Here is a 25,364-nt window from a genome sequence, read left to right on the forward strand (position 1 = left end):
GCTGCGGGCTGAAAAGCCGCCTACTCAATTATGGCCAATACATCCCCTTCGCTTACTTGGTCTCCGACTTTAACCCTGATTTCTTTGACTGTACCAGAGAACGGACAATAGATAGGGTTTTCCATCTTCATAGCTTCGATAACGATTACTTCATCATCTTCATTAACTTTTTGGCCTGCTTTTAGATTAAGCTCCAATATTTTTCCGGATAAAGGGCTCTCAAAGTTTGCCATTGCTTTTAACCTCCATTAATTTTTGAAATATCTTTCCCCAAATCCGGTAAAAAATCCTCATAGTCTGATTATCCCCAGCCCATATTGCTACCCATCCACGCATACATATGCCAAAAGCCATAAACAACGTTTATGGCTTTTGGCATATTACTTATAATTTTCTCGGGAACACAGCTGTGAACTAAGACTCACTAATAATGGACCCCTCACAAGGACAACGATATGTGCTTCACACATAATAATGGAGCGGGAAAAGGGGTTCGAACCCTCGACACCCGGCTTGGGAAGCCGGTGCTCTACCACTGAGCTACTCCCGCACCAAAGTTATTTTATAACAGATGAAGACCGGAGTCAACCTGCCCCCTTGAAAGCAATTACTGGAGGCATAAAACAAATGTGTTATTTGCTCGATTTAGATGCAGACCTCGGCGCGGGCATAAACAAAACGGCTCCCCACATTGTGAGGAGCGCGAATTGCATGCAGGCGCAGCCTGCTAGTGCGAGCGTTCATAAGGACAAACTCTCAAACCCGCATGAAATAAGGAAAACCGGCAGTAAACAGATGAATATTACAAAGCTAAATACGGCCACTAACCTTCCATAGTTAGTGGAAGGTTAGTGGCCGACGAATTGTATACCTCTAATATTTCCCTAAATAAATCCATAGGATCCATTTCCAAAGCGTAAGCATGATGTATAAGCAATTCAACACTAATCCAGTTTTTCCCTCGCTCAAGGTTTGCCAAGTGTCTTTGAGAAATCCAAGGAACGTTGTTGAAAATTTCTGCACTTCGTTTCTCAATAAAGCTTTCTCTACTGTGATAAGGCTTTCCAAGTAATTTGCGCTTTTCTGCTAACATTGTTCCGATATCAACCAATAGGCGACTATACTCTTTTTTCTCTGCCATTTCCCAGTCCTTAATATGCACCATGGTGCATTGAAATATGTTGTATCCATGATAATATAAAATCAAACACAAAGCAATAGCTTTCGTGTAAAAAAACTACTTAGGAGGACAACCTATGAAAAAAGACACATTAAAATTTCGAGTTCGAGCGCTACGTACACTTGCTTCACCTTATAGTAAAGATGATGAAGACGAAAGCACATTCGAAACAATCTATTACCTTCTGGTAAACATGAAGGATTTACCTGTTAACATTCCTATGGATGTGAACCCTCGTGTTCCCAAAATGACCACCAATCCAGCTAAGAACCTTAGGGCTGCGGTCGTGGAGCCTGAAACGGACTTTTATCTAAACAATCGCGGTATTGTTATTTCAGCCAAATCACTTGCATTCGACTCCGCAAGTTCAATTGTTACTGTTGATTTAGGGGATCAATCCGAAGATAGCGACAGGAGTCTGTTCGGCATCCTTGATGGTGGGCATACATACAAAGCCATCATTGATCAGCGGAGTAAAATTCCAAATGATATTGAAAAATATGTGCGTATGGAAGTAATCACCAATGTTCAGAATGTCACACGATTGTCAGATGCAAGAAATACGTCTGTACAGGTAACGGATATTGCGCTTTTTAACTTGGACGATAAGTTTGAGAATATTAAAAAATCTATTCAAAATCAGCCATATGCAAATATGATTGCATACAAGGATAATGAAAACAAGGAAATCGGCATAGCAGAGCTACTTCGTTTAATGTATGCTTTTGATATTGAAAGTTTTCCCGATGACTCATCTGCTCCGATTCAGAGTTATTCAGGAAAGGCGCAGGTATTTAAACGTTATAAAGCCGCTTGCGATTCTCCACTTTATTTGTCATTAGTGAAACATATCCCTGATTTGGTATTATTATATGATACGATTGAGCGAGAAATCTCAGAAAAATACAAGGAGTACAAAATAGCTCAGGGTGTTGCAATTCCTAGATTTGGGCGGGTTCGCGGCATAGAGCCTAGTGAAAAAGAAAATGGAGAGAGTCAATCCTTCAATTCTTTTTTTCTGAAGAACGAGATGCAATACAAGACTTCTACGGGATATATCTACCCGATTTTTGGAGCTTTTAGGAGTCTGCTGCAGTTTGATAGTGAAACCGGAGAGGTATCGTGGCTCTTTAATCCCATTGAAATATGGAATGACGTTGGAGTGAGCTTAGCTCAAAACACGTTTGAATCTTTTTCAAATCCCCAGCTCGCAGGAAAGGACAAGCCTCTATGGCTATCAAACTATCGCATTGTTGAAACACAAAGTCTTAGAAAGCTACTAAAGCAAAAAAGTAAAAAATAACACAAAAAAACAGGTTGGTATTGTACCAACCTGTTTTTGTCCTTATGACCACTTAAGGGTCATTCGTAATGGCGGAGCCGACGGGATTTGAACCCGCGATCTTCGGCTTGACAGGCCGATATGCTAAACCGCTGCACCACGGCTCCGCGAATTAAAGTATCCACTATTATTCTAACTGCTGTCGTGATATTCTTCAACACCTGCCAGGAGAAGTGCTCTGCAATCTATTTAACCATGGAAAATCCGGGCCTGCTATGGCCCTTACACCGGCATATCACCTCTTTTCCCATATCTATTTCTCTTGCTGAAGTGAGATATTTAATCAAAAATTCTTTGACTATTATTGACTATTAAGCATCAAGATATTATACTCAGAGACAGCAGGACATATAAATTTTTACCCTTACAAGAGATTATCTGACCATATTTGACCAATGTTTTTTTAATGGGCTTAATTAAGGGAGGTTGTTAAAATGACAAAAGCTTTAGGTATTGATTTAGGCACGACTAATTCAGCCGTTGCAATTATGGATAATGGCAGTCCGGAGGTTATTGCCAATGCCGAAGGAGCCCGGACTACGCCTTCGGTAGTAGCTTTTAAAGGTGAAGATCGGTTAGTAGGACAGATCGCCAAACGGCAGGCGGCACTTAATCCGGAGAACACCTTCTATTCCGTGAAAAGATTCATGGGCAGGAGGTTTAAGGAGGTTGCCGATGAGAGAACCCTGGTTCCTTATAAGGTAGCGGCCGGTAATGATGACGCGGTTCGTTTCAAGGTTAATAACAATCTGGTTTCGCCCGAGGAAATATCTGCTATGGTGCTGACCAAGCTGGTAGAGGATGCTTCCCGTTATATGGGGGAAAAGATTACTGATGTGGTAATTACCGTACCAGCCTACTTTAATGACGCCCAGCGCCAGGCTACCAAGGATGCGGGGAGAATTGCGGGATTAAATGTATTGCGCATTATCAACGAGCCTACCGCAGCCGCCCTGGCTTATGGCCTGGATAGTAAGAACAACCAGACTATCCTGGTCTTCGACCTGGGGGGAGGAACCTTTGACGTATCTATTCTGGAAGTAGGCGACGGCGTTTTTGAGGTAAAATCCACTAACGGCAACACCCACCTGGGAGGAGACAATTTTGATAAACGGGTGGTAGACTGGCTGGCCGATGAGTTTAAAAAAGACTACGGGATCGACCTGCGCAAGGATAAGCAGTCTCTGCAAAGGCTGACCGAGGCGGCCGAGAAGGCCAAGGTTGAATTATCCAGTGTGATGGAGACGCAGATAAGCCTGCCCTTTATTACTGCCGATGCCGAGGGTCCCAAACACCTGGATATGAAATTGACCCGGGCCAAGTTTGAGGACTTAATCCATGATTTGGTTGAAGAACTGAGACTGCCAGTGGAAAACGCTCTAAAAGATGCCCGCCTGACTAAACAGGATATTGAGGAGGTCATCCTGGTGGGTGGTTCCACCCGGGTTCCGGCGGTGCAAAAACTGGTGCAGGATTTAACCGGTAAAGAACCGAACATGGGGGTAAACCCGGATGAAGTGGTAGCGGTAGGCGCTGCTATTCAAGCCGGAGTTCTGTCCGGCCAGGTGAAGGATGTCGTCCTGCTGGATGTCACCCCCCTCTCCCTGGGGGTAGAGACCATGGGGGGTATAATGACCAGGATTATCGAAAGAAATACCACTATCCCGGCACGCAGAAGCGAGGTGCTTTCCACTGCTGAAGATAATCAGCCCGCCGTAGATATACATGTCCTGCAGGGAGAAAGAGAGTTGGCCCGGGATAACCGTTCCCTGGGGCAGTTTAAACTGGATGGAATTCCTGCCGCTATGAGGGGGGTTCCGCAAATTGAAGTGACTTTTGATATTGATGCCAACGGCATTTTAACCGTCAGTGCCCGGGATAAATCCAGCGGTAAGGAACAAAGCGTTACTATCAGTAATTCTTCCAATCTGGATAAAGCGGAAATTGACCGTATGATAGAAGATGCCAAGCAGTATAGTAAGGAAGACCGCAGAAAACGGCAGGAAGCTGAAGTCCGTAATCACGCTGACGGGGTATGCTATAATGCCAGCCGTCAAGTGGAAGCCATGGGAGCAGCAGTATCATCGGCTGAAAAGGAAAAAGCCGAGGCAGCCATTAAAAATCTGCGCCAGGCCTTGGAAGAAAAAGCGCCTGCCTCCCAGCTTGAGACTATGGTGCAGGAACTGGAGGAAATTCTGGCGGGACTGGGAAATGCCAGTGCTGCTGAAAGCGGCCCGACGGCAAGTGATTCCGAGGTTATTGATGCCGAATTTGACGAAAACTAAAACCAAAAGGGGGTCAGGAAGCTATGGCAGTAACCTTTCGTGATTATTACGAGACCCTGGGTGTGCCTCGTGATGCGGATGAAAAGAAAATAAAAGCGGCGTACCGGAAACTGGCTCGCAAATGGCATCCTGACCTCCACTCCGGTAAAGCCAAGGAGCAGGCGGAGGAAAAATTCAAGGAGATCAACGAAGCTTACGAGGTATTAAGTGATGCCGAGAAACGGGCCAAGTACGACACTCTGGGCAGCAACTGGAGAAATGGCGACCAATTTGACCCGGGTGATATGGGCAGCACCTATTACTACAGCACTGATTTTAATCCCGCTGATTTTCAGGGGTTCAGCGATTTCTTCGCCAGCGTTTTCAGCAGCCAGCCGGGGAATCGCCAGCAGGCCAGTTACTATGATGGGCCCATCCGGGGGCAGGATGTGGAGAGTGCAATTGAACTGACTCTGGAGGAAGCGTATCATGGCGGCAATAAATCTCTGCGGCTATCCGCCGGAGAGGTCTGCGGCAAGTGTCATGGTCAGGGAAGATGGGGACGCGCTATCTGTACTCAATGCGGAGGCACCGGTTCCATATCCGCCCTGCGTAATATAGAGGTAAAAATACCGGCCGGAGTTACCGAGGGGAGCTCTATCCGCCTTAAAGGACAGGGAGGAGAGGGTATGGGCGGCGGCCCGCAGGGAGACTTGTATCTTAAGGTAAAGCTGCTGCCCCACCATTTGTTCACGGTACAGGGTCAAGATATCGAGTATATCTTGACCCTGCGCCCCGACCAGGCGGTTTTGGGGGATAAAATCACGGTTCCCACCCTGGATCGTTCGCTGAATGTTACGATTCCGCCGGGAACCCCTGATGGCAGAAAACTCCGGCTTAAAGGCAAAGGCCTGCCGGGCCGCGGAGGAAATAACGGCGATCAGTATATAAAGATAAATATCAATATTTCGCCTGTTATTAGTGAAGAAGAAAAAAAGCTGTATCGCCAGATAAGGGCAATCCATGAAAGGCAGGGGGACGTATGATGAAATTGGTTAAAATTATTCATCCCGTCGATGAAAATTGGCTGCCCGTATCCCGGCTCTCCATTCACCCCGGAATCCTGGATATGCTGGAAGAACTGGGAGTAATAGAGGTAGCCAATGAACAGGTGGAACAAAAATCCCTGCAGCGCCTGAACAAGATTATTCGCCTGCGGGAGGCGCTGGGAATCAATCTTAACGGGGCGATTTTAATTACTGATTTATTGGATCGGGTGGCAGAACTGGAGGATGAAGTCCGCCGCTTAAAAGAAATGAGGTGAAAAGCATGAATATAGAAAGACTAACTCAAAAATCCCGTCAGGCTTTGGCGGAAGCGCAGCAGCTGGCAGCGGAAAAACATCATCAGGAGGTGGGCGGAAAACACCTGCTGCTGGCTTTACTGGACCAGGAAGGCGGAGTTGCCGGTCGTTTTTTAGAACAATCCGGGATTGACATTTCTTCTTTGCGCGACGGGTTAATTAAATTAATCGATAAAATCCCTGGCGTTTATGGCTATGAAGGTTCCGTATATATGAGCGGAACCGTTTCCCGGGTTATAGCCCGGGCGGAAAGAGAAGCCCAGAGCTTGAAAGACGATTTCGTAAGTGTCGAACACCTTATGCTGGCTGTAATGGCCGAAGGGGAAAATGATCTGCGCGATCTTCTGACCCGCCTGGGTTTGACCCGGGAACACCTGTTAAATGCCATGCGCAGCGTGCGCGGTTCCCAACGGGTAACCAGCGACAACCCGGAAGACAGTTATGAAGCTCTGCAGAAATATGGCCGCGACTTGACCCGCATGGCCGCCGAAGGCAAGCTGGACCCGGTTATCGGACGGGATGAGGAAATCCGCCGGGTGATGGAGATATTATCCCGTCGTACCAAGAATAATCCGGTCTTAATCGGCGAACCCGGGGTAGGCAAAACCGCTATTGTCGAAGGCCTGGCCCGCCGTATTACTGCCGGTGATGTGCCGGAAGGCTTAAAGGGCAAGCAATGTATTGCCCTGGACATGGGCGCACTGGTTGCCGGCGCTAAATACCGGGGCGAATTTGAGGAACGCTTAAAAGCGGTACTGAAAGAAGTCGAAGAATCAAATGGCCGTATTATCCTTTTTATCGATGAATTGCATACGGTGGTGGGAGCAGGAGCAGCCGAAGGGGCTATGGATGCCAGCAACCTCCTGAAACCAATGCTGGCCCGGGGAGAGTTGCGGGCCATTGGCGCCACTACCCTGGATGAGTATCGCAAACATATAGAGAAAGACCCGGCCCTGGAGAGGCGGTTCCAGCCGGTAATGGTTGACCAGCCCTCGGTGGAGGACACCATATCCATCCTGCGGGGATTAAAAGAACGCTATGAAGTCCATCACGGCGTAAGGATTCAGGATGCAGCCCTGGTAGCTGCCGCCGTACTGTCTGACCGCTACATCTCCGACCGCTTTTTGCCGGACAAGGCCATTGACCTGGTTGATGAAGCAGGCGCCAAACTGAGAACTGAAATTGACAGCATGCCGGCCGAGCTGGATGAGATTACCCGACGGATAATGCAGCTGGAGATAGAAGCCGCCGCCCTGGAAAAGGAGAAAGATAACGCCTCCCGGGAACGGCTGAATAACCTGCTTAAAGAACTGCAGGATTTAAAGAGTGAATCAGCCGCCATGCAGGCCCGGTGGCAGGCAGAGAAACAATCCATATTAAGGATGCAAAACATCAAAAAGGAAATGGATGAATGCCGCACCGAGATGGAAAGGGCTGAACGGGAATACGACCTGAATCGCATCGCCGAACTGAAATATGGACGTTTAAACGACCTGGAACGCAAGCTGAAAGCGGAGGAAGAACACCTGGCCGACAAACAGAAGGGGAATCTGCTCTTAAAAGAAGAAGTGGATGAAGAGGATATTGCCCGGGTAGTCAGCCGCTGGACCGGGATACAGGTCAGCCGTTTGCTGGCCGGAGAGCGGGAAAAACTGCTTAACTTAAGTGAAATCCTGCATCAGCGGGTAGTCGGGCAAGATGAAGCGGTGGAAGCAGTAGTTGACGCAGTATTGAGGTCGCGGTCCGGACTTAAAGACCCGCATCGCCCGGTAGGCAGTTTTATTTTCCTGGGCCCGACCGGAGTGGGAAAAACCGAACTTGGCAAAGCCCTGGCCGAGGCTCTCTTCGATGATGAACGCAGCATGATCAGAATTGACATGTCCGAGTACATGGAAAAACACAGTATTGCCCGTTTGATAGGCGCTCCTCCCGGCTATGTGGGTTATGATGAAGGCGGCCAGCTTACAGAAGCCGTGCGGCGCAAGCCTTACACCGTAATCCTGTTTGATGAAATCGAAAAAGCGCATAACGATGTGTTTAACTTGTTGCTGCAGATTCTGGACGACGGCCGTTTGACTGACGGTAAAGGGCGAACCGTGGACTTTCGCAATACCATTATCATTATGACTTCCAACATCGGCAGTCATCAAATACTGGAATTCCAGCACCAGGGCGGCGACTTTGACCAGATGAAAACGCGGGTAAGCGAAATGTTAAAAGGTTATTTCCGCCCCGAATTCCTGAACCGGATCGATGAAATCATCGTATTTCACGCCCTGGACAAAGAGCAGATAAAAGCCATCGCCGAGATACTGCTGAAAAATCTGGCCTTACGCTTTCGTAAAAATATCGGGGCCAACCTGCGCTGGGATAATGAAGCCCTGGAATACATGGCCCAAAAAGGCTATGACCCGGCATACGGAGCCCGCCCGCTGAAGCGGCTGGTTCAACACGAAATCGAAACCATGCTGTCCAGGCATATCATAAAGGGAGAAATTGAGCCGGGCGATACCGTGACCCTGAGTGCGGAAGCAGAGCAGCTGTTGGTTAAGGTAGAGAAAAAAGTGTAACAAAGTAAGGCGGAGTTTATGCTCCGCCTCAGAGCGTCAAAAAAGGCCACCTCTTTTTCTTACAGCCTGGTTGGCCCTATCGTTCGAAATCGCGTCCACCATGCCCGGGGGGTCGTTCCAATTCTCATGCTCCCACCTTCTTTCCACTCCCCTTGACCTGGATTAAGGCGTTCCGTAAAGCTTCCGGTAAAGGCAATCCTGCCCGGCCGGCATTCTCCAGGATGGAGAGCCCCTCCGTGCCCAGGTAGAAGCCTATCACGGCCACTCGGATGATTTCAGTTCCCAGCAGCATATCTGCCTGGAAAGCCACGGCCACCAGACAGAATATAAAGACCTTTTTCATCACGCCCCGGAACCCTACCTCACTACGGAGTTTCTTTTCTATAGCGGCTGCCATCAGCCCGGTAATATAGTCCAGGACTACAAAGAGTACCAAGGCCTGCAACCACATATCCCACCCCCCTAACACCTGTGCGATTGCACCGGTTACAACAGCCGACATCAGCCCCACCGCAGTCTTTAATTGCGTCCAATCCATTATTCCACCTCCAAATAGAACAGCCGCCCCTATTCGGGCGGCTGTTCTACGTCTTAAAATTGCCTAATTTCCGGGTTGTACCTTTTGCCAAGCAACGAGGTATACAACAATTCAATCTCAATCATTTTCCCATCTGCCTGTGTAACGGCGCAAACAATACCTTTCTCATCAAGTTAAGCATCGTAGGCTATCACTACAAATCACTCCTTTAATAAAATTCGATTACCTCATAACCAACCGTAACAATATTCGAACCACCCCTGTAAGCTGTCACAGTTGTACTATTTGTTAACTCTAGCCGGACTTCTTCATTTCCAGTGTAACCCAAATAATTAATAATGCTTTTTGCCGGATTCACTGAAGATATTGTAGCGGTTGCGGAGTATCCGCTGGTACTTATATTAATTACCCCTCGCTGGATAGATTTAATGGGACTTGCCAGCCATCCCATTACAGTGTTATTTGCCCGTGAATGTGAAGGTGAGCCTATTAGGTTTCTAATTGCCAAAGTATCAGCTAGTATATTATCTCTTGCCTCTTTTACTTTAGCGTGCAGGCTTCCGCTTGCACTTGCGGCATCTGTCCTCAACCCCACCTGCCGCCTGATAAAAGACATTAGGGCTTCGTTTAGTCCGAACATTACATCATCCCTCCCTTCAAATACTCTCCAAACCAAGCAAAAGTGATAACGTCTCTAATACCTCCGTCTGGTTCATCTGAGGGCGGTAGATATCGGTAAACTTTTGATATGATTTCTCCGCTATAAAGTATGGTTGTGTAGCCCGTCCCAGCATAGATGCAGTGTATCAGTTCGCCAGATTCCCCGGAATACACCCGAAAATGCAGGGCGTAGGCTGCCGACCAGGCGCCGGTATCTCCTGCTCTCCGATAAGCCGGATAATTGCCATCCTGACTGGACTCTCCCATCCAATCCAAGCGGTTGGTTGCATCCCCGGCCCTAAGCACCACCAGCCAGTAAATTCCTCCCGAAGTCAGCCCGGATAGGCCGATAGGTACGGACCAGTAGGCTTTTGGATCGGGAAGAAATTCCTTCGGCACGACCACCTGCTTGAGCAGGGTACCGTCCACCCCATTGGCCGGGTCCATACCGCTCCTGATCTGCACTATCAGATCGGATCCGGAACCGTCCCGGTCAATCTCCAGCTCCACACGGCCTATTTCAGTGCTTCCGGTCAACGTGAACCGGGTACAGTAAGAATAATCGGCGATACTATTCTCTACCACCCCTGATCCTATTTTTGAGGCACTCTGAAGTCCCTCATAGATAAGCTGAAATGGTTGCAGGGAAATCAAACTATTCATCGTTGCTTCATCTAATACGGTTGTACCTGCTTTAAATGCATATAAACTCAAAATATCACCCCCTAACCCGCTGTAAATGTTACTCTGACTTCAACAGATAACACTTGGTTCGCTACCTTTGATACGCCGCCCGGAGGCGTAATGCGGTTAAATAATGTTCCGCTATTCGGCATGTCGGTACCGGATAAAAATAGGCCAAACTCTTTCCAATCACCATTCGCCTCTGCAGGCAAAAAGAACGTCCGAAGCCGTACTATATTGTTCTGCTGCGCGTTGGATGCTATAATTTTCCGCAGCCCTTCGGTCTTTAACTTTGTGTCGGTTAAAGCTGGCGCGCCCGTGCCTGTTCCTAGCGCCAGGTGGATCGGCACGTCGGCATTATTCCCAGCTAAAATTCCAGCCAAGAAGTTCAGCCCCGCCTGAGTAATAAGGTTGTCACCTTGATAAACGAGTTGCCGGTCAAGAAAGAACAACCACTCCCCTTTCACCTGCATTTTTTCAATATTTGTCTGCATTAAATCACCCCACAAACACAAAGCCACATACGGCGTCTGTTTCCGCAAGCGGTCTTTTCCAATTATAGATTTGGGTTTGCCCGCCTGCCTTGAGGCGGACATATCCCGGGTAAGGGATTTGAATTGCCTTAATGTCTGATATTGTCTTCCAATCTGTCCAGCTTAGACTATCCATGCTGGTTTGATATTCCGAGTTAGACCAGAACCCGGGGTAAGATAAAGAAAGCAGGGAACCAATGGTAGTAAATTCGTATTGGCTTCCATCCATCTTAAATTCCTGGCTCCCCTCCACTTCCCATGGCGGCGTCCTCAGATTGGTTTCCAGTTCATCCCTTGCTAATGCTTGATCAGTACCATACGCAAATTTATGCAGTATAGTCGTCTCACTCATTTTCTTATTCTGCTGCGAGCTGACTAAGGCTTTCAAAAAATCCGCTATCCCCAACAGTCGCCCGCCGTACTCCACCTTATACGACAACATATCCGAGGCCACCGGAGAAATAGTTACCTTTTGCACCAGATAAGTTCCATATAGGTTTTTATCAGGAATACGGATGTCAACCAATTGCCCTGGCTGCCAACCCGAGACCTCTGTCTCAAAACTGCCCTTTACCCGGGGATTGGCATGTTGGCGCAGGTCCGCCATTCCTGCAGCCTCTGCCGCCTCTATCGTAGTCAGTGAATCATCTGCGACGGAGTGCTCATATACTCCATCTCCTCCCTGTACCAGCGCTATAGCAGCCTGTGATTCCAGGTCTTCCACCATCGTTATCACATCAATGTCCTGCTTAGCGATCAGGCTCATGGTTGTACCTTCAACAGGAGTCGTCGTCTGTTCGGAACAGCGCAGGTATTTTTCCTTGGAATTCAAAAGGTAGTCATAGTCAGCTTCTTCATGGACATTTTCAATTCCTACCGTCTTGGTGATTTCTCCTACGGTCAGGCTCATTTCATGTGGATTCCAGGGCAGAGTCCATATTCTGGCCACGCCATCCGCTTTCCATTGCACCGTCTGCGGATCAGACAGCATCGTACTGCCAAGGACATATACCCTGTTACGAAGTGTAGCGGTATCAATATCGTGTTTTATTTTTCTAACTTTCGACCCATTATCAACGACTATCGGAGCTTGTTCCGCTAATTTGGCCGGGTTGAAAAAATGCAGATCCTTATTGTAATCCACAAACCAATCCCAGCCTACGTATTCACACAGCTCTTTAAAACAATCCGACGGCCGCTTATAGTTAAAGGATATTCTTTCTACCTGCGGTGCTCCAGGTTCCACATGGCTGTCAGAGAAACCCCATGCATACTTGGCGGCAATATCTTTAAAAATATTATCTGCACTCTGGTTCTGGTACGTTTCCACCACCAGCCGTTTATCGATCAAATAAGAGTAATCCCTGGCTGAACATTTATAAAAAGTAATCTTACCGGTTTTATAATCTTCTTTCACCGTATCAATAATGCCCGCAAAAAGCTTATCCGTACCATAAGTGATAACAAGTTCTTCGCCCGCTGCCGGCTTCTCCCCGGAGATGATCAACAATGAACAAGCGTCTTCTTCATGGGTCAATACCTGTTCGATGGACCAGTCAACGCTGACATCTCCCGTACGGTCAAAGCCTGCTATGGTGAAATTAATGTCCATCATAACTCTCTAACCCCCACTCTGAGCAGTTTCCTCTGTATGAGATTCACTACTTCTTCAGGATCCGGACCACTGATATTGAATGTAACACTTCCTCCATACCCCGTAAAAATGTCATTCAGAGGTATAACGGCTTCAGGACCGGTTTCACCAATCAAGGCCAGAGTGGCCCGGGTAACGATACCTCCTTCTGCCAGTTGCGGAACATGCGGCAGGTTAATGCCAAACTTCTGTCCCGCAAAAGGTCCCGGTATCCAATCCGGGATTTCCACCTGTATGCTGTTAAAGGCGTCAATAAGCCTGTTTATCATGCCGATGATCCCATTTACATAGCCTTTAACTCCGCTTACAACCGCTGCCCATATATTCAGGAAAGAATCCTTGAATTCAGTCCATTTAGTGGTTGCCCAGGTGATAATTCTATTCCAGGTAACAGTTAAAAAGGTTTCCAGTTCAGTTAACTTGGTTGTTGTATCCTTTTTGAGATTGTCCCAAGCAATTAGGGCTGCGTCTTTGATACCGTTCCAAGCAGCACTGGCCGCCTCGCTAATTAAGATCCACAGGCCTCCCAAGAAATCAACCAGCGATTGGACAATACCAGCAACTCCATCATGAAGAGCTTGGACAATACCCAAAACACTTTCTTTGGCGCCTTCCCAGTTTCCAGTCATTACATTAAGCAACAGAGAAATAATGCCCATGATTACTTGGATAGCAGTAGAAATTATCGTTTTGATACCTTCCCAGATCGGGGTTATTATTCCTATAATCATAGGGCCCCATTGCTGCCAAAATGCAGTAATGTTAGTGATTGCCGATTGAATAGAAGCTTGGATGCTGGCCCAAGCAGTTAGTACGCCTTCTCGGAAAACCTCATTATTATTCCACAGCTCATAAATAGCTAAAGCTAAAACAGCCAAAGCTGCGATAATAAGTCCCACCGGCCCACTGAGAATGGCGAAAGCCGTTCCCAAACCGGAAACCCCTTCAGAAACCAGGGCCAGTGTTTCCCCCATACCAACCAAGGTACTGCCCATACCAGCTAATCCTTCAATATTGAACTGTTCACCGATTGGCTCCAACACGCCTAAAAGGCCGCCAATCCCGGCAAGGGCTATCCCGGTCTCGTTTAATGAAGAGCTTAAAGAAGCAAATTTTCCCTGTACTGTATCAATAGCCGCCCCTTTGTCGTTCAAGCCTCCATCTGAAGAACCAGGCGGCAGAGTGACAGCTTTGGCCATTTTATCCCCTAGTTGAGTATAAGTTGTACAGGCCTCCTCCATCGCAGATACGGACTTTTCGATTTCTCCCTGGAACCCGATCGCCATGTTTTTGGCGATCTTAACGAAATCCCGTTGTACATTCTGCAATGTAGCCATTGCTTTATTGAGGCCATTCTGAAATTTACGTGAGTCGATTTCCAATACTATCGTAAGCTGATCCGCGCTCATCCTGTCACCACCTTTCGTCGCTTCCTCCTAGAGCGGCATTTATTGCTGCCACCGTTTCAAGCTGCTCCTCCAGCGTTTGCACACCTTTATCTTTCTTAGCAGGAAGAAAATCAAGCGGGCTATATGGCTTAATCCGTTTTCTAGGATCACGATTGGCATTCGCTATAGTACTGCAGACCATTGCGGCACCGTACAAAGAACGCTCCTCCTGCAAGTGATTCCTTTCCAAAAGCGCTAAAAACTGCGCCGGGGTAAGAGCCCAAAATTCCGGTTCGCTCAATCGTAAATCATACCGCCCCACAGCCCATAAATCTAACCACGTGGGCGGTTGGTTGCTAAAGGGCTTTCATCATTTCCTCCGCTGTCCGGCATACTCAGTTGAAACACCTGCTGTATGGCATTTACGACCTCTTGAAAATTGCCAGGATGAATGAGCTCCGCAACCTGCTCTGGAGTCAAAGCAGGCTCTTCGTGCAATAATCCAGCCCAGAGCAGGGTAACGATATCCGAAGCCTTCATATCCTGCCAAACACCAGCCGCCAGCACATTTTTGCCGCTTATCTTTTCAAAAGCCATAAAAGCTTTAAAGTCCAGTTTAAATGTTCGTTCCTTGTCCAAAGGTATTATTACTGTAGGAGCAGCTTTATTCATAAAAAAACCTCCTTAGACCGAAGCAAGTACTGGCTTACCGGTAACTTTTAACGTAGCTGTAAAAGACAGGACTCCATCAAAAGGAGCATCTGTGCTCAGAGCAGAGACAATCGCTTCAAAAGTCCAGGTAACAGCCGGAGTACCCGGGAAAGTAATCACATATGAATTGCTGCTACCTGCATTGAAGTCCGTATATAGTGCCTGCTGTCCAATTTCATTGCTGAAATGGCCTTCCAACGAAACTTCTCCACCGTCTTTCAGACCTTGCACAAATTCCCGATAACCATCAGTGCTGGTATGAGAAGTAACGTCGATCGTATCAGCCACCATAGCTGGTCCGCTGATCTTCGTAAGTTCCGCAATCGGAGCAGTGCCTTTCTTCAAAGTAGTTCCAAATGCTGATTGTGCCATAATAATTCCTCCTTATATCTCGTTATATCTCGTTATAAATGATTGAAAATACAACTTGTACCTGATAGGACTGCGTTTCTTTCTCGTAGAGGTCCTGTTCCTTGATCTGAAACGCCGATTGGGTTTTTTCAGACCCTGCCCATGATTCCAAAGCCTGCGATACCGCAACTGCCACCTGTTTAGCCAGTTCATAGCTATCTGCATAACAGGATATCTGAACATCAAACTGCGATAACGCACTACAGCCAGAATGACTGTAGATCTGTAACTTATTTATCAATAGATAAACGCAGTAAGGTCTGATGGTTTCCGGGGGCGCAACCGCAGGAAATATCCTGTGGTCTACTAAAGCAAAAATTGCTTCATCCCCACTTAATCTCGCCTGTAAATCTGTCTCAAAGCTCATCTTGCCACCCTCATCCTAGAAATTAATTTAGAAGTGATTCAGCCCACTTTAGTCCCCCCTTTCAAATTCAAAATAGAACATATGTTCTTTTATTATTCTAGCATCTCTTCCCTTAAAAAAAATGCAACAATAATGCAGGATAACTCATAACATCCCCCAACGAACAGCCACTCTTTTCACCAGCGTATGTTTATAATTGGCAACAGTCCGTACAGAAAAACCAAGCTTTTCGGAAAGAAGTTGGTTGTCGCGCCATCCAAACTCCCATATCGATTCTAAAACCGCCTTTTCTTCCTCCTCCAGGCCTCGGATAACATCGTTCATTTTCATGATATTTCCTTCCAGCCACTGCGCAGAGGAGTATTCAATATGTTCCTCAACCGGCAATCCGCTTGAAGGTTCTACGTCGAAACTGCTAACCGCGCGAAGCAAAGATTTCTCTATTCGTGCCTTCTCTTCTTCATATTGTCCATACCGCAAAGGGTACAGTTTGATCTGTTCCATGCAAAACCGCCACACATCCGCAGGAATCCGAGCCATACAATAATTCCTCCTTGATAGGGTAAATTCCATTAACACTGCCTCTTAATTTGCCGTCTCTTCCTACCCATATAAAAATCCCCAGTTGACGGTAACCGCCAGGTTCGCGCATAGGTTTCCCATACCGCAAATGTGTCCTTTAAGAAACATAAGGCGTAAAAAATAGCTCTAGGTAAATTCATGTCAATCTAGGCGGCAATCTGTTCTGTTTCACCAACATTCACGGTGAGAAGCGGTTCTACTTGGCTTTAATGCTCGCATAGCATGGCGATAGTAATCTTTTTAAACCATTTTCGTCTCTTAAACGATCAGCATCCATTCAAAGTTACCTCCCCTTTGGTTTCTTTTATGACACCATAATATTGCATGCCAAAAGTCAAGTCAATAGCCTTTAAGAAACTTTTTTATGCATAATGGATATTAACGTTGCATATAAGACACAGTGTTAATATAATAACAAGATAAGAGGTGATTGTGCATGGATATGAAGGACATTATCAAAACCCAACGGGGAAAATTAAAACTCACATATGAAGAAATAGGCAACTATGTAGGCGTCGGTAAAAGCACCGTGAAAAAGTGGGAGTCAGGTTATATTGCCAATATGAGGAGAGATAAAATCCAGAAATTGGCCGAAGTTTTGCAAGTTACTCCCGGTTACTTGATGGGCTGGGAATCAAATGTAGTCCCGGTGCCGTTGTCAGAAAAAACTGCTCACATCCCTGTCCTCGGCTCTATTCCTGCCGGGGTAGCCATAGAAGCTGTAGAGGATATCATAGAATATATTGATATCCCAGAAGGATGGACTCACGGCCAGAGGCAGTATTTCGGGCTTTTGGTTAAAGGAGACAGTATGTTCCCTGAATATTTAGACGGAGATATTGTTATCGTTCGTAAACAATCCTGTTGCGAATCGGGAGATGATTGTGCGGTAATGGTCAATGATACAGATGCTACACTTAAAAAAGTCCGCATATACGAGGACGGTCTTGAATTAGAGGCTATCAATCCAATGTATGGTAAAAAGAAATTCACAAATGAGGAAGTGAAGTATTTGCCGGTAAGCATATTAGGAGTAGTAGTGGAATTAAGAAGAAAGAAATAAGCGGAGTTGAAACCTAGTGGCAAAGAAAAGCCCCTGTCTTACCGCATTTCTACGATAATCACAAGGGCTTTTAAACCCTATTAAAGTCGTTTAACGACCGATATTTGGAGGTACACTGTGTAGTTACTGTGTAGCGTGTATTTTAAGCCGGGGCGTAAACCCCGGCTATAAAAATAAAAAAAATTTGAAAAACTATTGACAATGCCGCACAGAAAAATATAATATTCTCAAGTGGCGGAGAAATAAGATATTTTGGTTAGGTAGTTTTAACCCTTTTAGTAAACCAGTTAGTTAATTCAAGTTAATTAATCCAAATTAGTTTGAGTCGGTCAAGCTCAGTTAGTTAACCCAAATTAGTTAATTATTTTATTAAATCCGGAGGTCAAAAAAAGTCTGAAAACCCTAGTTAAAATCCCTTCTCCGCCACTTATATTAAGAGCTTAAAGAGGCTATAAAAGATAGCCTCTTTTTTCGTCTATTGTGCTCTGTCATCCGTCCTCCTCATCCTCACTTCCTACCGCCTGCCCATCCACATATGCCTCGGCCAGCATGTAGGCCACTACCGATCCAAAGGCCCCAATCACGGCCACGACCTGAGCAGTCGTATTTTCATCTACCTTCGCCAATACCAGAACCGACGTGGCCAGGCCGGCGGCCAGGGCCCAAAATTTGCGGCTGCTGAGTTTCCTTGCCCAGTTGATTTTCATATCTCTCACCTATCCTTTCTTGATTGTAACGCTTGACGTAGCCGCATCCCAGCTGACTACATATCCATGCTCCCTGAGCACCACAGCGGGAATATATGTGGTGTCTTTGCCGTCCACGGTTAGAATCACAGATTTTTCTGCAACCTTCCCCTGCATAGTTACCTTTACTTCCGGTATCTCCATGCCTACTTTCATATCCTCATTTCCTCCTTTTAAGTCCGCGAACAACCTGCCCCAGGGGAATCCGGACCCGGGGCAATTAGGCCGATTCACACTGTCAATCCGATAGTGTCCTATGATATAGTCCTGATCTGCCGGGATGCCGTACTTCTGCACCAGCTGCCGATGCAGCCATAGGGTAGCCTGATACTGTGCTTCTGTAAGCGCGTCCCCGGCCTTTCCCTCATGCTCTATGCCAATGGTATACCTGTTAGGATTAGTACCGTCGTAGAGCCTCCAGGAAGGCCGTTTAACCTCCCCGGCGTGCCAGGCGGCATCCGCTTCTTTCACCAGCTGGTATATGACTCCAGCCCGGGTAATCAGATAGTGCGCGCTGGCCTTGGCTGCCGGATTCCGCATCCAGGACAAGCAGCCGGGCATTAAACCAGCTGTAATGTGGTCTACAATGGCAATTATCTTCCGGCATTGGCGGCCAGGCGTATAGTTCGGCGTGCCTGCCCACTGAATATTCAATATCCTCACCCCTTTAAATCAGCGGCTCATTGCTGCCGCTATTCTCCCCGTCCTCCACCATCTGCTCCAGTTTCCGTTTGCTAAAGCGTTTCAGCCAGCTAAATTCTTCTACCCCGGCCTCAATGAAGTTTTCACAGGTGGATTCCAGCTCCACAAAAAAGAAAATGCCGTAAATGATGGAGCTGGCCACATAGGCATATTCATAGGGAAAATGCATAGTTTGTGCGGCGAAAACGCACATAATAAAATAGGCCGGGATCTTCACCTTTGCCCCGGCCAGTGCTTTGTCTGATTGTATATGCCCTTCTCTGATAGCTTTCCAGAATCCGCCGTGCTGGACTGATTCCGATATAAGCCGGGACAATAAGTCCATGGCCACTGCTGTCCACAAGGCATAAAATGCTGCTCCCGGCTCCCCCAACAGGTAGCCCAGCACGGCCAAACCAAAACCCGCCAGCCAGGCCAACGGGTTAGAAAGTGCATCCCCTAGTTTTCCGATTATGGTTATCGCATAGGACATCCCCTCTCCTCCAATCCATAAAAATAGCCGTCCAAATTCCAAGCGCTTGGCCATTTAGAGCGGCTTTTATATTTTTACCACCTCCAGTGATATATACTAATATACCATCAGTCGGAACTCGATTATTCGCAGTTTTTTCCGGGTTTTATCAACCTCCTATTTTTATGGTTGCAACTGCCGGCAATGTAATATAATAACAGTAAGGGGATGGTACTGATGCCGGATAAAATTAAAAAACTCTTCCGGTTCGCCTTACTGCTGGCAGCAGTGTACCTGGTAACCTATTACGGGTCCAGGTACTACCTCATGATTAAGCGTGACCTTGCTCCACCTCCTCAAGCCTATTTGCATCACTATGTGCACAAAGAACCGTACATCCAGGGCCCTTATGAGTTCCAGAAGGACGTAAAAAATGCCCTGGCTACCATTAAGAAGGTTTCACCAGAGCAGTATGAAGATGTTTGTAAGTATTGTGTTTATATAGAATTAGCTGATTTATCAACTAAAATTAGCGCATTAGCCAATAATAGAACTGTTTATGTTTTTAGAGAACGCTACGACAAGGATAAAGATAGCCAATACTATATAGAACGGATACTTGTCCATGAAACTACACACTTTATCCAGCAGTCAGAAAACCGAGTTAAAAATGTTCCTGCTGAAAAAAGTGAAGCAGAAGCCTTGGCATCTGAACGGCAACTGCTTACCGCTCTAAAAGTCCCTCCAGACATAATAGCGCAGGTCGCGGGTGACCAGCTGCTACAGCTAGAATGGTGGAAAGACAATACACAAATTCGAAACGCCATGGGGAGGAATTAAACCTCCCCTTTAATTATTTTGCTGCTCCCGGTACTTCTGCCTTAATTCCGCTTTCCTCTTCGCCTTCTCCATCGGTGTCAAGCTGCTGTCATTTTCAATGGCCCCGAGCTGACTGTTAAGCGCTCGTTTGGAGCGCCCCACCAGGGTCTGCATGTACTGGCCGCCGGGGCTACCGCTTTGCATCACCCTCATAGTCTGCTTCTCGGTCAACGGGCTCCGCCCTTCTTCGTAATAGTCTCTGGCTTCCCGGAAGCCTCCCGGGCCGAACAATAATCCCTTAAGCATATTGGTCACATCAGTGGCTACGGGATATTTCAACTTGGCGCCGTCCGGAGTATATACCCCGCCTTCGCCGATCGCTTCTAGTCCTTTATAAGTTTTCTCCGCCTGCACGCCGCCGAAGGGTAGCAGCAGTCTGGTATGGGGACTGGTCACAGCTTTGGTCAAGAGCGGCCCGGTACCGAACCGGGTAGGGTCCTCCCGGCCAAAAAATTCCTTTCTGCCCGGCATCCGGCCGCCCATGAAATTAAATCCGTATTCCGGATACCAGGAAGCCGCCGTCTGGCCCAAAGGAACATTGCTTAATACTTCCCCTGTCAAGCGGCCTGCTACCCGTACACCCTTATTATCCTTATCATCCGCGATAATACCAAAAGAATCTATCAGTGCTTCAAGCGGGTCAAAAGTCACTCCTGAACCTCGTAACTTTTCGGCACCCCGGTTGAACATCCACAGGGCCACTGAGAGCACAGCCAGGCCAGTTAAATCTTTATCTTTCTTCATATCACCCATAACATGCCAGAGGTTGCCCACTTCCAATTGAAACGGGGCTATGAGCTGAAATACTTTAGCCTTCTGCCCCAGGGGAGCTTCTCCTATGCCCCGGCCTGCTACCAGACGCCTGGTATTGAAGTCAGCAAACTTTATTGGATTAGCTATACCCTCGGCTATAGCTTTTTCATAACAGGAATTCCAGATGAACTCAGTACCGATGCGGTCTGACGTTTCCATTACCCATACGGCAAAATTCTTGGGCTTGCTGAGTAGGCTTTCATCAAATTGCCGATACATCTTACCGGCGAACCTTTCAGCCAGGAATCCAGACTGAGCTGAAGCTTCATTCTTACCTAATATAGAAGCAAAGGTTCTGGTCAGCCCCGGAGCTGAGTACTGCTTGGCAAAGGCTATCCCCTGGGGAACGTTTGCCACCTGAGCCACGGCACTGGATGCATTAGCCAGTACGGTATTGGCTTTTATACGGTTATTAACCCATACCAGACCATTAAAGGCCTGTCTGCCGCCCGGTATTGCCTCCTGGATGAAGCGGTCGGCGGGGTTGGTCTTGCCGGCCAGGTCCTGTGAGTACTCCTTGAGAAATCTCACCAGGTTATTGGCATTTTTGCTGAGCGCAGTAGCTTCCGCCAACTCGTCAGCCAGCGCCTCAAACCTTGATATATGCGGGTCAATGTGTATCGAATACGACGCAGCCGGTGCATAGTCCAAAAAGCCACCAACCGCATCCAGATCATAGGCAGCTCCTCCTTTTCGCTGCTGAGTAAAACTGGCCCATTTGGATCTTGGCAAAGTCTGGTGCGATATACCTTCCAGAGCTGGGTCTATATTGGCCGGGCTGTCAAAGATATTTCTAAGCCCTTCAAAGCCCTCAGTCATCTCCCGGAAATGTCTGTAATAATCGTCCCTCTTTAGTACCCGTTTACCCCGTAAAGCCCTTTCATGTTCTTTTTCCAGTGTATCTATCATGGTACGGCGTCCCTGGGCAGTATACAAAGGATCGTTTTTAATATCCTCGATCTTATTCTCCAACTTCTTCATATACAGGGTGTCCTCAGTGCTCCTGCGCCGGGGGTTTTTGCGCAGTGTGTCCAGTTCCCACTGCAACGCCTGAATTCTTTCAGACTGAGCTTTCCGGGAATACTTGCCCGGGGTCTTAAGGTCCTCTATCTTAGCCGTAATGCTTGCCATGCGGTCGTCAGCGAAGGGGTATATTTCCTCTTTAGCCCGGTTAACCTCATCAATCAGGCGGTCATAAGTAGTTCTGAACCATATATCGGCGTCCGCTATTTTTCGCTGCAGCTCAGGGCTTAAACTGAACCACTCTTCCGGGGTCATGGTCTTTTCCCCATAGCGCTGTACCAGTTTGGACTCTTTGCTGCCTTTCTTTATCCCCAGGCGATCAACCACGTTAGCCTTTAGGTCCTTTAATATCTCCTCCTGAAATCTGATGTTACCGGCTTTGGAACTGTCAAACGGATCCAGCAGCATCTTTTTTACAGCCTCAAAATTATTCCCAAAAGCATCTCTTAAATTGCGATAAACGTCACGAGAGTACCCCTGGAAACCGGTTATATCACTTATATTTGCCTTTGGGTCTACTGTGTTAAAAAGATTCTGCAGCTCGTCCCGGGTGCTGTCGTAGATACTTTCTCTGCTCAGATTGATTTGGGTATTATTAGGTGGTATATTGTTGTTAAGGGAATCTGCTCCCATTCTGGAACGAGTACGCATAGGTTCAGAATGCGTAGTTTCGTGCAAGCCGTAACCCTTGCCGGATACACCAGGTTCCCCTTTAATGTCATTCCACCCAGTCAGCAACCATGTTTCTTTATCTCCATCTTTGAATAAAGATAACACGGCCGTATGTTCATCATCGGAGATATTTACACGCTGCCCGCCTTCCGGTCCATAAATTTCTCCTCTTTTTCCTCTGCCAATAACATCGACCATCTTATTAGCAATTTCTTCACCGTTGTATCCTTGGGCACTACGCCGCTTGATTATATGCCGTACTCCGTGTTTAGGAGTTCCCCAATAAAAAGAAATATCTCCCACATCAGGCCTATGCATTGCATTCAAAACATCGGTCTGGTTCCGGATGACCGTTTGCATCGCCCGTCTGCCATTTTCAATATTAGTGTCAACTGGATTGCGGCCAAAACTAAAGACTTTCCTGCCGGCAGCCCCCAGGCCGATTAAGCCCGCCTCCGTGCCCCCAAACAGGATAGCGTCGGTAATAGCCCGTTTAGCAACCTCTGCAGCCGGTTCTTCATGAGAGAACGCTTCGGTGCCTCCATATAGAGCACCGCCGGCGCTTACCCCCGCTATCCTTTTCCCGGCAGCCGTTTTAGCCAGGGGAGCAGTTACTTTACCCCCGGCTTTCATTAAGGGATTAAAAGCCGGGGTTGCCAGAATGTCTATAGCTCCCCCTGCCAGTTCCCTGCCGGTACCGGGATTCATCCCCCGGGCTTCAAGGTATTTTGTTCCGGTCGCATCCGGCCGCTCTCCCCGCATAGCAGCCCTTACTTCATTCCAGCCGCCTTTCAGGTCATTGAGGAATCCGTTGTTGTTTTTGGCGTCGTAGGTGGCCGGATGGAAAGATTATGCACGAATCAACCTATCAAGGTAAATGGAAACGCTGGCAGAAACGAGTAGGTGTTACCTTAACTGCTCACCAGCTCAGGCATGGTTATGCCACCATGTTATTTGAGGCTGGTATATCTGAGCGGGATGCTATGGACTTACTTGGCCATGCTGATATTAATTTGACTAGAAATATTTATACCCACATTCGTAAGAGCAGAAAAGAGGAAACGGCGGTAATTTTAAATCAGGCCGCCGAGAAGTTCTAACTGTTATTTACTGTGTAGTTACTGTGTAGATTGCCTATTCAAAACCCATATTTTTTTAATACTTTTTCACACCCTGAAAGCCCATTAAAAAGCCCCTGCCTTACCGCATTTCTACGATAATCACAAGGGCTTTTAAACTCTTAAATTATGGTGGGCGCGGAGGGTTTCGAACCCACGACTTCTACCGTGTGAAGGTAGCACTCTCCCGCTGAGTTACGCGCCCGTGGTTTTGGTTCCGTTCTATAGTTTACCACGTCTTTATCAATGTTTCAAATGATCTTTACCGGTATAGCCGGTCGTCGACTATGGTCTGTTCGCGTCCCGGGCCTACGGCAATCAGGGATTGCTTGACCCCGGCAAGCTCTTCGATTTTAGCCAGGTAGTTACGGGCATTGATGGGCAGGTCTGCGTAGCTGGTTACCTGGCTTATATCCTGCTGCCAGCCGGGAAGTTCTATGTATTCCGGCTCGCACTGGTCAAGAACACTGATGGTGCCGGGAAATTCCGACATGGATTGGCCTTTATAACGGTAGGCGGTACAAATCTTTATGGTAGAAAACTCATCCAATACATCCAGTTTGGTAATGGCCAGTTCAGTCAAGCCGTTAACCCGGGCAGCGTAACGCAGAATTACAGCATCGAGCCAGCCGCAGCGGCGGGGTCTGCCGGTGGTGGTCCCAAATTCCATGCCTTTCCGGCGCAGCATTTCTCCGTCTTTGTCTTGCAGTTCCGTCGGAAACGGCCCTTCTCCCACCCGGGTGGTATAGGCCTTGGCCACCCCTAATACCCGGTTGATGCAGGTAGGCCCGATACCTGCTCCCACACAGGCGCCGCCGGCTATGGGATGGGAAGAGGTGACAAAGGGATAGGTGCCATGGTCAATATCCAGAAGGGTTCCCTGGGCTCCTTCAAAGAGCACCTTTTTATTTTCATTTATGGCGGCATATATCAGGAGAGAGGTATCGGCCAGATAGGGCTTGAGCCAGTTAACTTGTTCCAGGGTTTCCTGAAGCAGTTGTCTCCAGTCAAAACCTTCTTCATGATAAATTTCTTTTATCAGGCGGTTTTTATATTCCACCTGGCTTTTAAAGCGCTCTTCCAGGAACCGGGCGTCCTCCAGGAAGTCACCGATACGAAAACCGATGCGGTTTATCTTATCCGCATAAGCCGGGCCAATACCCCGTTTGGTCGTACCGATATGACTGCTTTGGTCTTCCAGCTCATCCAGTTTTTTGTGGTAGGGCAGGACTGCCGGCGCTCTTAAGCTGATACGCAGATTGGAGGTGTCAATTCCGCGGCCCTGCAGGCCCTTGATTTCCTCGATAATCTTTTCCATATCTACTACTACACCGTTGCCTACTATACACAGGGTAGCAGGATAAAGGATGCCTGAAGGTATTAAATGCAGCATGAATTTCCCGTGGTCGGTTTCTACGGTGTGGCCGGCATTGCTGCCCCCTTGGTAGCGCACCACGCAATCCGCCTTTTCGGCGAGGAAATCGGTTATCTTGCCCTTGCCTTCATCACCCCACTGGGCTCCTACCAGTACAACTGCCGCCATCAGTACCACCCCCTGGCATTATTGGTTTTCCATTTTTATCAAAAAGAACGGCAAGCTAATATTAGCAAAAGGAGTAGTGCCTGTCAACTTGAGCAAAGTCCCTGTCT

General features: G+C 47.5%; 26 protein-coding genes and 3 tRNA genes. 8 read left to right on the plus strand and 21 right to left on the minus strand.

The window, feature by feature from the left end; all coding sequences use genetic code 11:
* Positions 1–20: 20 nt before the first annotated feature.
* The 3 genes from ACU70B_RS14670 to ACU70B_RS14680 form a co-directional block, all read right to left on the minus strand.
* The gene (locus ACU70B_RS14670; RefSeq protein WP_447184257.1) at positions 21–233 is read right to left on the minus strand and encodes an acyl-CoA carboxylase biotin carboxyl carrier protein subunit; all 213 of its coding nucleotides are present in this window, start codon (positions 231–233) and stop codon (positions 21–23) included.
* Positions 234–475: 242 nt separating this feature from the next.
* Positions 476–550 (minus strand) — tRNA-Gly (locus ACU70B_RS14675).
* 273 nt (positions 551–823) lie between these two features.
* Positions 824–1,141, minus strand: a complete 318-nt coding sequence (locus tag ACU70B_RS14680; RefSeq protein WP_447184258.1) for an XRE family transcriptional regulator — start codon at positions 1,139–1,141, stop codon at positions 824–826.
* Positions 1,142–1,256: 115 nt separating this feature from the next.
* Here ACU70B_RS14680 and ACU70B_RS14685 point away from each other — a divergent pair, with 115 nt between their 5' ends.
* Entirely contained in the window at positions 1,257–2,483 is a 1,227-nt protein-coding gene (locus ACU70B_RS14685) for an AIPR family protein (protein WP_447184259.1), read from the plus strand.
* 69 nt (positions 2,484–2,552) lie between these two features.
* Here ACU70B_RS14685 and ACU70B_RS14690 read toward each other — a convergent pair.
* Positions 2,553–2,629, minus strand: a tRNA-Asp gene (locus ACU70B_RS14690).
* 327 nt (positions 2,630–2,956) lie between these two features.
* Here ACU70B_RS14690 and dnaK point away from each other — a divergent pair.
* Genes dnaK through clpB form a run of 4 tightly spaced genes read left to right on the plus strand, consistent with a single transcriptional unit; the run spans position 2,957 to position 8,719 of the window.
* Positions 2,957–4,807, plus strand: a complete 1,851-nt coding sequence (gene dnaK / locus ACU70B_RS14695) for a molecular chaperone DnaK (protein WP_447184260.1) — start codon at positions 2,957–2,959, stop codon at positions 4,805–4,807.
* 23 nt (positions 4,808–4,830) lie between these two features.
* Positions 4,831–5,832 carry a DnaJ C-terminal domain-containing protein gene (locus ACU70B_RS14700; protein ID WP_447184261.1) on the plus strand — a complete coding sequence of 334 codons (1,002 nt, stop codon included), beginning with the start codon at positions 4,831–4,833 and terminating at the stop codon, positions 5,830–5,832.
* On the plus strand, positions 5,829–6,110 hold the full coding sequence (locus ACU70B_RS14705) for a chaperone modulator CbpM (RefSeq protein WP_447184262.1): 282 nt from the start codon (positions 5,829–5,831) through the stop codon (positions 6,108–6,110). Before ACU70B_RS14700 ends, ACU70B_RS14705 begins: the two co-directional genes overlap by 4 nt.
* 5 nt (positions 6,111–6,115) lie before the next feature.
* Positions 6,116–8,719 carry an ATP-dependent chaperone ClpB gene (gene clpB / locus ACU70B_RS14710; RefSeq protein WP_447184263.1) on the plus strand — a complete coding sequence of 868 codons (2,604 nt, stop codon included), beginning with the start codon at positions 6,116–6,118 and terminating at the stop codon, positions 8,717–8,719.
* Positions 8,720–8,843: 124 nt separating this feature from the next.
* Here clpB and ACU70B_RS14715 read toward each other — a convergent pair whose 3' ends face one another.
* The 11 genes from ACU70B_RS14715 to ACU70B_RS14765 all read right to left on the minus strand — a co-directional run bounded on the left by ACU70B_RS14715 (position 8,844) and on the right by ACU70B_RS14765 (position 16,205).
* A complete protein-coding gene (locus tag ACU70B_RS14715) occupies positions 8,844–9,257 on the minus strand; it encodes a phage holin family protein (RefSeq protein ID WP_447184264.1) in 414 nt (137 codons plus the stop codon).
* Positions 9,258–9,465: 208 nt separating this feature from the next.
* Positions 9,466–9,897 carry a hypothetical protein gene (locus ACU70B_RS14720; protein ID WP_447184265.1) on the minus strand — a complete coding sequence of 144 codons (432 nt, stop codon included), beginning with the start codon at positions 9,895–9,897 and terminating at the stop codon, positions 9,466–9,468.
* Positions 9,897–10,631 carry a hypothetical protein gene (locus ACU70B_RS14725; protein ID WP_447184266.1) on the minus strand — a complete coding sequence of 245 codons (735 nt, stop codon included), beginning with the start codon at positions 10,629–10,631 and terminating at the stop codon, positions 9,897–9,899. Before ACU70B_RS14725 ends, ACU70B_RS14720 begins: the two co-directional genes overlap by 1 nt.
* Before the next feature lie 11 nt (positions 10,632–10,642).
* Complete coding sequence (locus ACU70B_RS14730) at positions 10,643–11,095, minus strand: hypothetical protein (protein WP_447184267.1); 453 nt, start codon at positions 11,093–11,095, stop codon at positions 10,643–10,645.
* 4 nt (positions 11,096–11,099) lie between these two features.
* Entirely contained in the window at positions 11,100–12,749 is a 1,650-nt protein-coding gene (locus ACU70B_RS14735) for a phage tail family protein (protein ID WP_447184268.1), read from the minus strand.
* Positions 12,746–14,197 carry a phage tail protein gene (locus ACU70B_RS14740; protein ID WP_447184269.1) on the minus strand — a complete coding sequence of 484 codons (1,452 nt, stop codon included), beginning with the start codon at positions 14,195–14,197 and terminating at the stop codon, positions 12,746–12,748. Before ACU70B_RS14740 ends, ACU70B_RS14735 begins: the two co-directional genes overlap by 4 nt.
* Positions 14,198–14,201: 4 nt before the next feature.
* Entirely contained in the window at positions 14,202–14,498 is a 297-nt protein-coding gene (locus ACU70B_RS14745) for a phage tail assembly protein T (RefSeq protein WP_447184270.1), read from the minus strand.
* An 11-nt stretch (positions 14,499–14,509) separates the two neighbouring features.
* The gene (locus ACU70B_RS14750; protein WP_447184271.1) at positions 14,510–14,848 is read right to left on the minus strand and encodes a hypothetical protein; all 339 of its coding nucleotides are present in this window, start codon (positions 14,846–14,848) and stop codon (positions 14,510–14,512) included.
* 12 nt (positions 14,849–14,860) lie between these two features.
* The gene (locus ACU70B_RS14755) at positions 14,861–15,259 is read right to left on the minus strand and encodes a phage tail tube protein (RefSeq protein ID WP_447184272.1); all 399 of its coding nucleotides are present in this window, start codon (positions 15,257–15,259) and stop codon (positions 14,861–14,863) included.
* Between the two features lie 22 nt (positions 15,260–15,281).
* Positions 15,282–15,665 carry a DUF3168 domain-containing protein gene (locus ACU70B_RS14760; RefSeq protein WP_447184273.1) on the minus strand — a complete coding sequence of 128 codons (384 nt, stop codon included), beginning with the start codon at positions 15,663–15,665 and terminating at the stop codon, positions 15,282–15,284.
* A gap of 144 nt (positions 15,666–15,809) precedes the next feature.
* Entirely contained in the window at positions 15,810–16,205 is a 396-nt protein-coding gene (locus ACU70B_RS14765) for a hypothetical protein (RefSeq protein ID WP_447184274.1), read from the minus strand.
* A 478-nt stretch (positions 16,206–16,683) separates the two neighbouring features.
* Between ACU70B_RS14765 and ACU70B_RS14770 the strand changes: the two genes are divergently transcribed.
* Entirely contained in the window at positions 16,684–17,310 is a 627-nt protein-coding gene (locus ACU70B_RS14770; RefSeq protein ID WP_447184275.1) for a LexA family protein, read from the plus strand.
* 488 nt (positions 17,311–17,798) lie between these two features.
* Here ACU70B_RS14770 and ACU70B_RS14775 read toward each other — a convergent pair whose 3' ends face one another.
* The 3 genes from ACU70B_RS14775 to ACU70B_RS14785 are packed head-to-tail and all read right to left on the minus strand — an operon-like array spanning position 17,799 to position 19,230.
* Positions 17,799–18,017, minus strand: a complete 219-nt coding sequence (locus ACU70B_RS14775; RefSeq protein ID WP_447184276.1) for a hypothetical protein — start codon at positions 18,015–18,017, stop codon at positions 17,799–17,801.
* A 9-nt stretch (positions 18,018–18,026) separates the two neighbouring features.
* Positions 18,027–18,713 (minus strand): N-acetylmuramoyl-L-alanine amidase, encoded by a 687-nt coding sequence (locus ACU70B_RS14780; RefSeq protein WP_447185793.1) that lies wholly within the window; start codon positions 18,711–18,713, stop codon positions 18,027–18,029.
* 10 nt (positions 18,714–18,723) lie between these two features.
* Positions 18,724–19,230, minus strand: coding sequence for a phage holin family protein (locus ACU70B_RS14785; protein WP_447184277.1), 507 nt, complete (start codon positions 19,228–19,230; stop codon positions 18,724–18,726).
* Positions 19,231–19,446: 216 nt separating this feature from the next.
* Between ACU70B_RS14785 and ACU70B_RS14790 the strand changes: the two genes are divergently transcribed.
* Positions 19,447–20,049: a hypothetical protein gene (locus ACU70B_RS14790; RefSeq protein ID WP_447184278.1), complete on the plus strand. Its 603-nt coding sequence runs from the start codon at positions 19,447–19,449 to the stop codon at positions 20,047–20,049.
* Between the two features lie 9 nt (positions 20,050–20,058).
* Here the strand turns inward: ACU70B_RS14790 and ACU70B_RS14795 are convergent, their stop codons facing one another.
* Positions 20,059–23,358: a putative barnase/colicin E5 family endoribonuclease gene (locus ACU70B_RS14795; protein WP_447184279.1), complete on the minus strand. Its 3,300-nt coding sequence runs from the start codon at positions 23,356–23,358 to the stop codon at positions 20,059–20,061.
* Positions 23,359–23,402: 44 nt separating this feature from the next.
* Between ACU70B_RS14795 and ACU70B_RS14800 the strand changes: the two genes are divergently transcribed.
* Positions 23,403–23,696: a tyrosine-type recombinase/integrase gene (locus tag ACU70B_RS14800; RefSeq protein WP_447185794.1), complete on the plus strand. Its 294-nt coding sequence runs from the start codon at positions 23,403–23,405 to the stop codon at positions 23,694–23,696.
* Between the two features lie 148 nt (positions 23,697–23,844).
* On the opposite strand, the gene ACU70B_RS14805 is transcribed toward ACU70B_RS14800, so the two are convergent.
* Together ACU70B_RS14805 and ACU70B_RS14810 are read right to left on the minus strand one after the other, a co-directional pair.
* Positions 23,845–23,919, minus strand: a tRNA-Val gene (locus tag ACU70B_RS14805).
* A gap of 57 nt (positions 23,920–23,976) precedes the next feature.
* Positions 23,977–25,257 (minus strand): adenylosuccinate synthase, encoded by a 1,281-nt coding sequence (locus ACU70B_RS14810; RefSeq protein WP_447184280.1) that lies wholly within the window; start codon positions 25,255–25,257, stop codon positions 23,977–23,979.
* Positions 25,258–25,364 lie beyond the last annotated feature (107 nt).

The organism is Syntrophomonas curvata (assembly GCF_052976825.1).

Excerpts from the sequence above, each read along its gene's own strand:
- ACU70B_RS14755 (WP_447184272.1), bottom strand. The coding sequence starts at position 15,259 with ATGGCACAATCAGCATTTGGAACTACTTTGAAGAAAGGCACTGCTCCG.
- ACU70B_RS14680 (WP_447184258.1), bottom strand. The coding sequence starts at position 1,141 with ATGGCAGAGAAAAAAGAGTATAGTCGCCTATTGGTTGATATCGGAACA.
- ACU70B_RS14715 (WP_447184264.1), bottom strand. The coding sequence starts at position 9,257 with ATGGATTGGACGCAATTAAAGACTGCGGTGGGGCTGATGTCGGCTGTT.
- ACU70B_RS14735 (WP_447184268.1), bottom strand. The coding sequence starts at position 12,749 with ATGATGGACATTAATTTCACCATAGCAGGCTTTGACCGTACGGGAGAT.
- ACU70B_RS14740 (WP_447184269.1), bottom strand. The coding sequence starts at position 14,197 with ATGAGCGCGGATCAGCTTACGATAGTATTGGAAATCGACTCACGTAAA.
- ACU70B_RS14765 (WP_447184274.1), bottom strand. The coding sequence starts at position 16,205 with ATGGCTCGGATTCCTGCGGATGTGTGGCGGTTTTGCATGGAACAGATC.
- ACU70B_RS14750 (WP_447184271.1), bottom strand. The coding sequence starts at position 14,848 with ATGAATAAAGCTGCTCCTACAGTAATAATACCTTTGGACAAGGAACGA.
- ACU70B_RS14670 (WP_447184257.1), bottom strand. The coding sequence starts at position 233 with ATGGCAAACTTTGAGAGCCCTTTATCCGGAAAAATATTGGAGCTTAAT.
- ACU70B_RS14720 (WP_447184265.1), bottom strand. The coding sequence starts at position 9,897 with ATGTTCGGACTAAACGAAGCCCTAATGTCTTTTATCAGGCGGCAGGTG.
- ACU70B_RS14685 (WP_447184259.1), top strand. The coding sequence starts at position 1,257 with ATGAAAAAAGACACATTAAAATTTCGAGTTCGAGCGCTACGTACACTT.
- ACU70B_RS14770 (WP_447184275.1), top strand. The coding sequence starts at position 16,684 with ATGGATATGAAGGACATTATCAAAACCCAACGGGGAAAATTAAAACTC.
- ACU70B_RS14700 (WP_447184261.1), top strand. The coding sequence starts at position 4,831 with ATGGCAGTAACCTTTCGTGATTATTACGAGACCCTGGGTGTGCCTCGT.
- ACU70B_RS14705 (WP_447184262.1), top strand. The coding sequence starts at position 5,829 with ATGATGAAATTGGTTAAAATTATTCATCCCGTCGATGAAAATTGGCTG.
- ACU70B_RS14775 (WP_447184276.1), bottom strand. The coding sequence starts at position 18,017 with ATGAAAATCAACTGGGCAAGGAAACTCAGCAGCCGCAAATTTTGGGCC.
- ACU70B_RS14760 (WP_447184273.1), bottom strand. The coding sequence starts at position 15,665 with ATGAGCTTTGAGACAGATTTACAGGCGAGATTAAGTGGGGATGAAGCA.
- clpB (WP_447184263.1), top strand. The coding sequence starts at position 6,116 with ATGAATATAGAAAGACTAACTCAAAAATCCCGTCAGGCTTTGGCGGAA.
- ACU70B_RS14730 (WP_447184267.1), bottom strand. The coding sequence starts at position 11,095 with ATGCAGACAAATATTGAAAAAATGCAGGTGAAAGGGGAGTGGTTGTTC.
- ACU70B_RS14790 (WP_447184278.1), top strand. The coding sequence starts at position 19,447 with ATGCCGGATAAAATTAAAAAACTCTTCCGGTTCGCCTTACTGCTGGCA.
- dnaK (WP_447184260.1), top strand. The coding sequence starts at position 2,957 with ATGACAAAAGCTTTAGGTATTGATTTAGGCACGACTAATTCAGCCGTT.
- ACU70B_RS14785 (WP_447184277.1), bottom strand. The coding sequence starts at position 19,230 with ATGTCCTATGCGATAACCATAATCGGAAAACTAGGGGATGCACTTTCT.
- ACU70B_RS14795 (WP_447184279.1), bottom strand. The coding sequence starts at position 23,358 with ATGCGGGGAGAGCGGCCGGATGCGACCGGAACAAAATACCTTGAAGCC.
- ACU70B_RS14810 (WP_447184280.1), bottom strand. The coding sequence starts at position 25,257 with ATGGCGGCAGTTGTACTGGTAGGAGCCCAGTGGGGTGATGAAGGCAAG.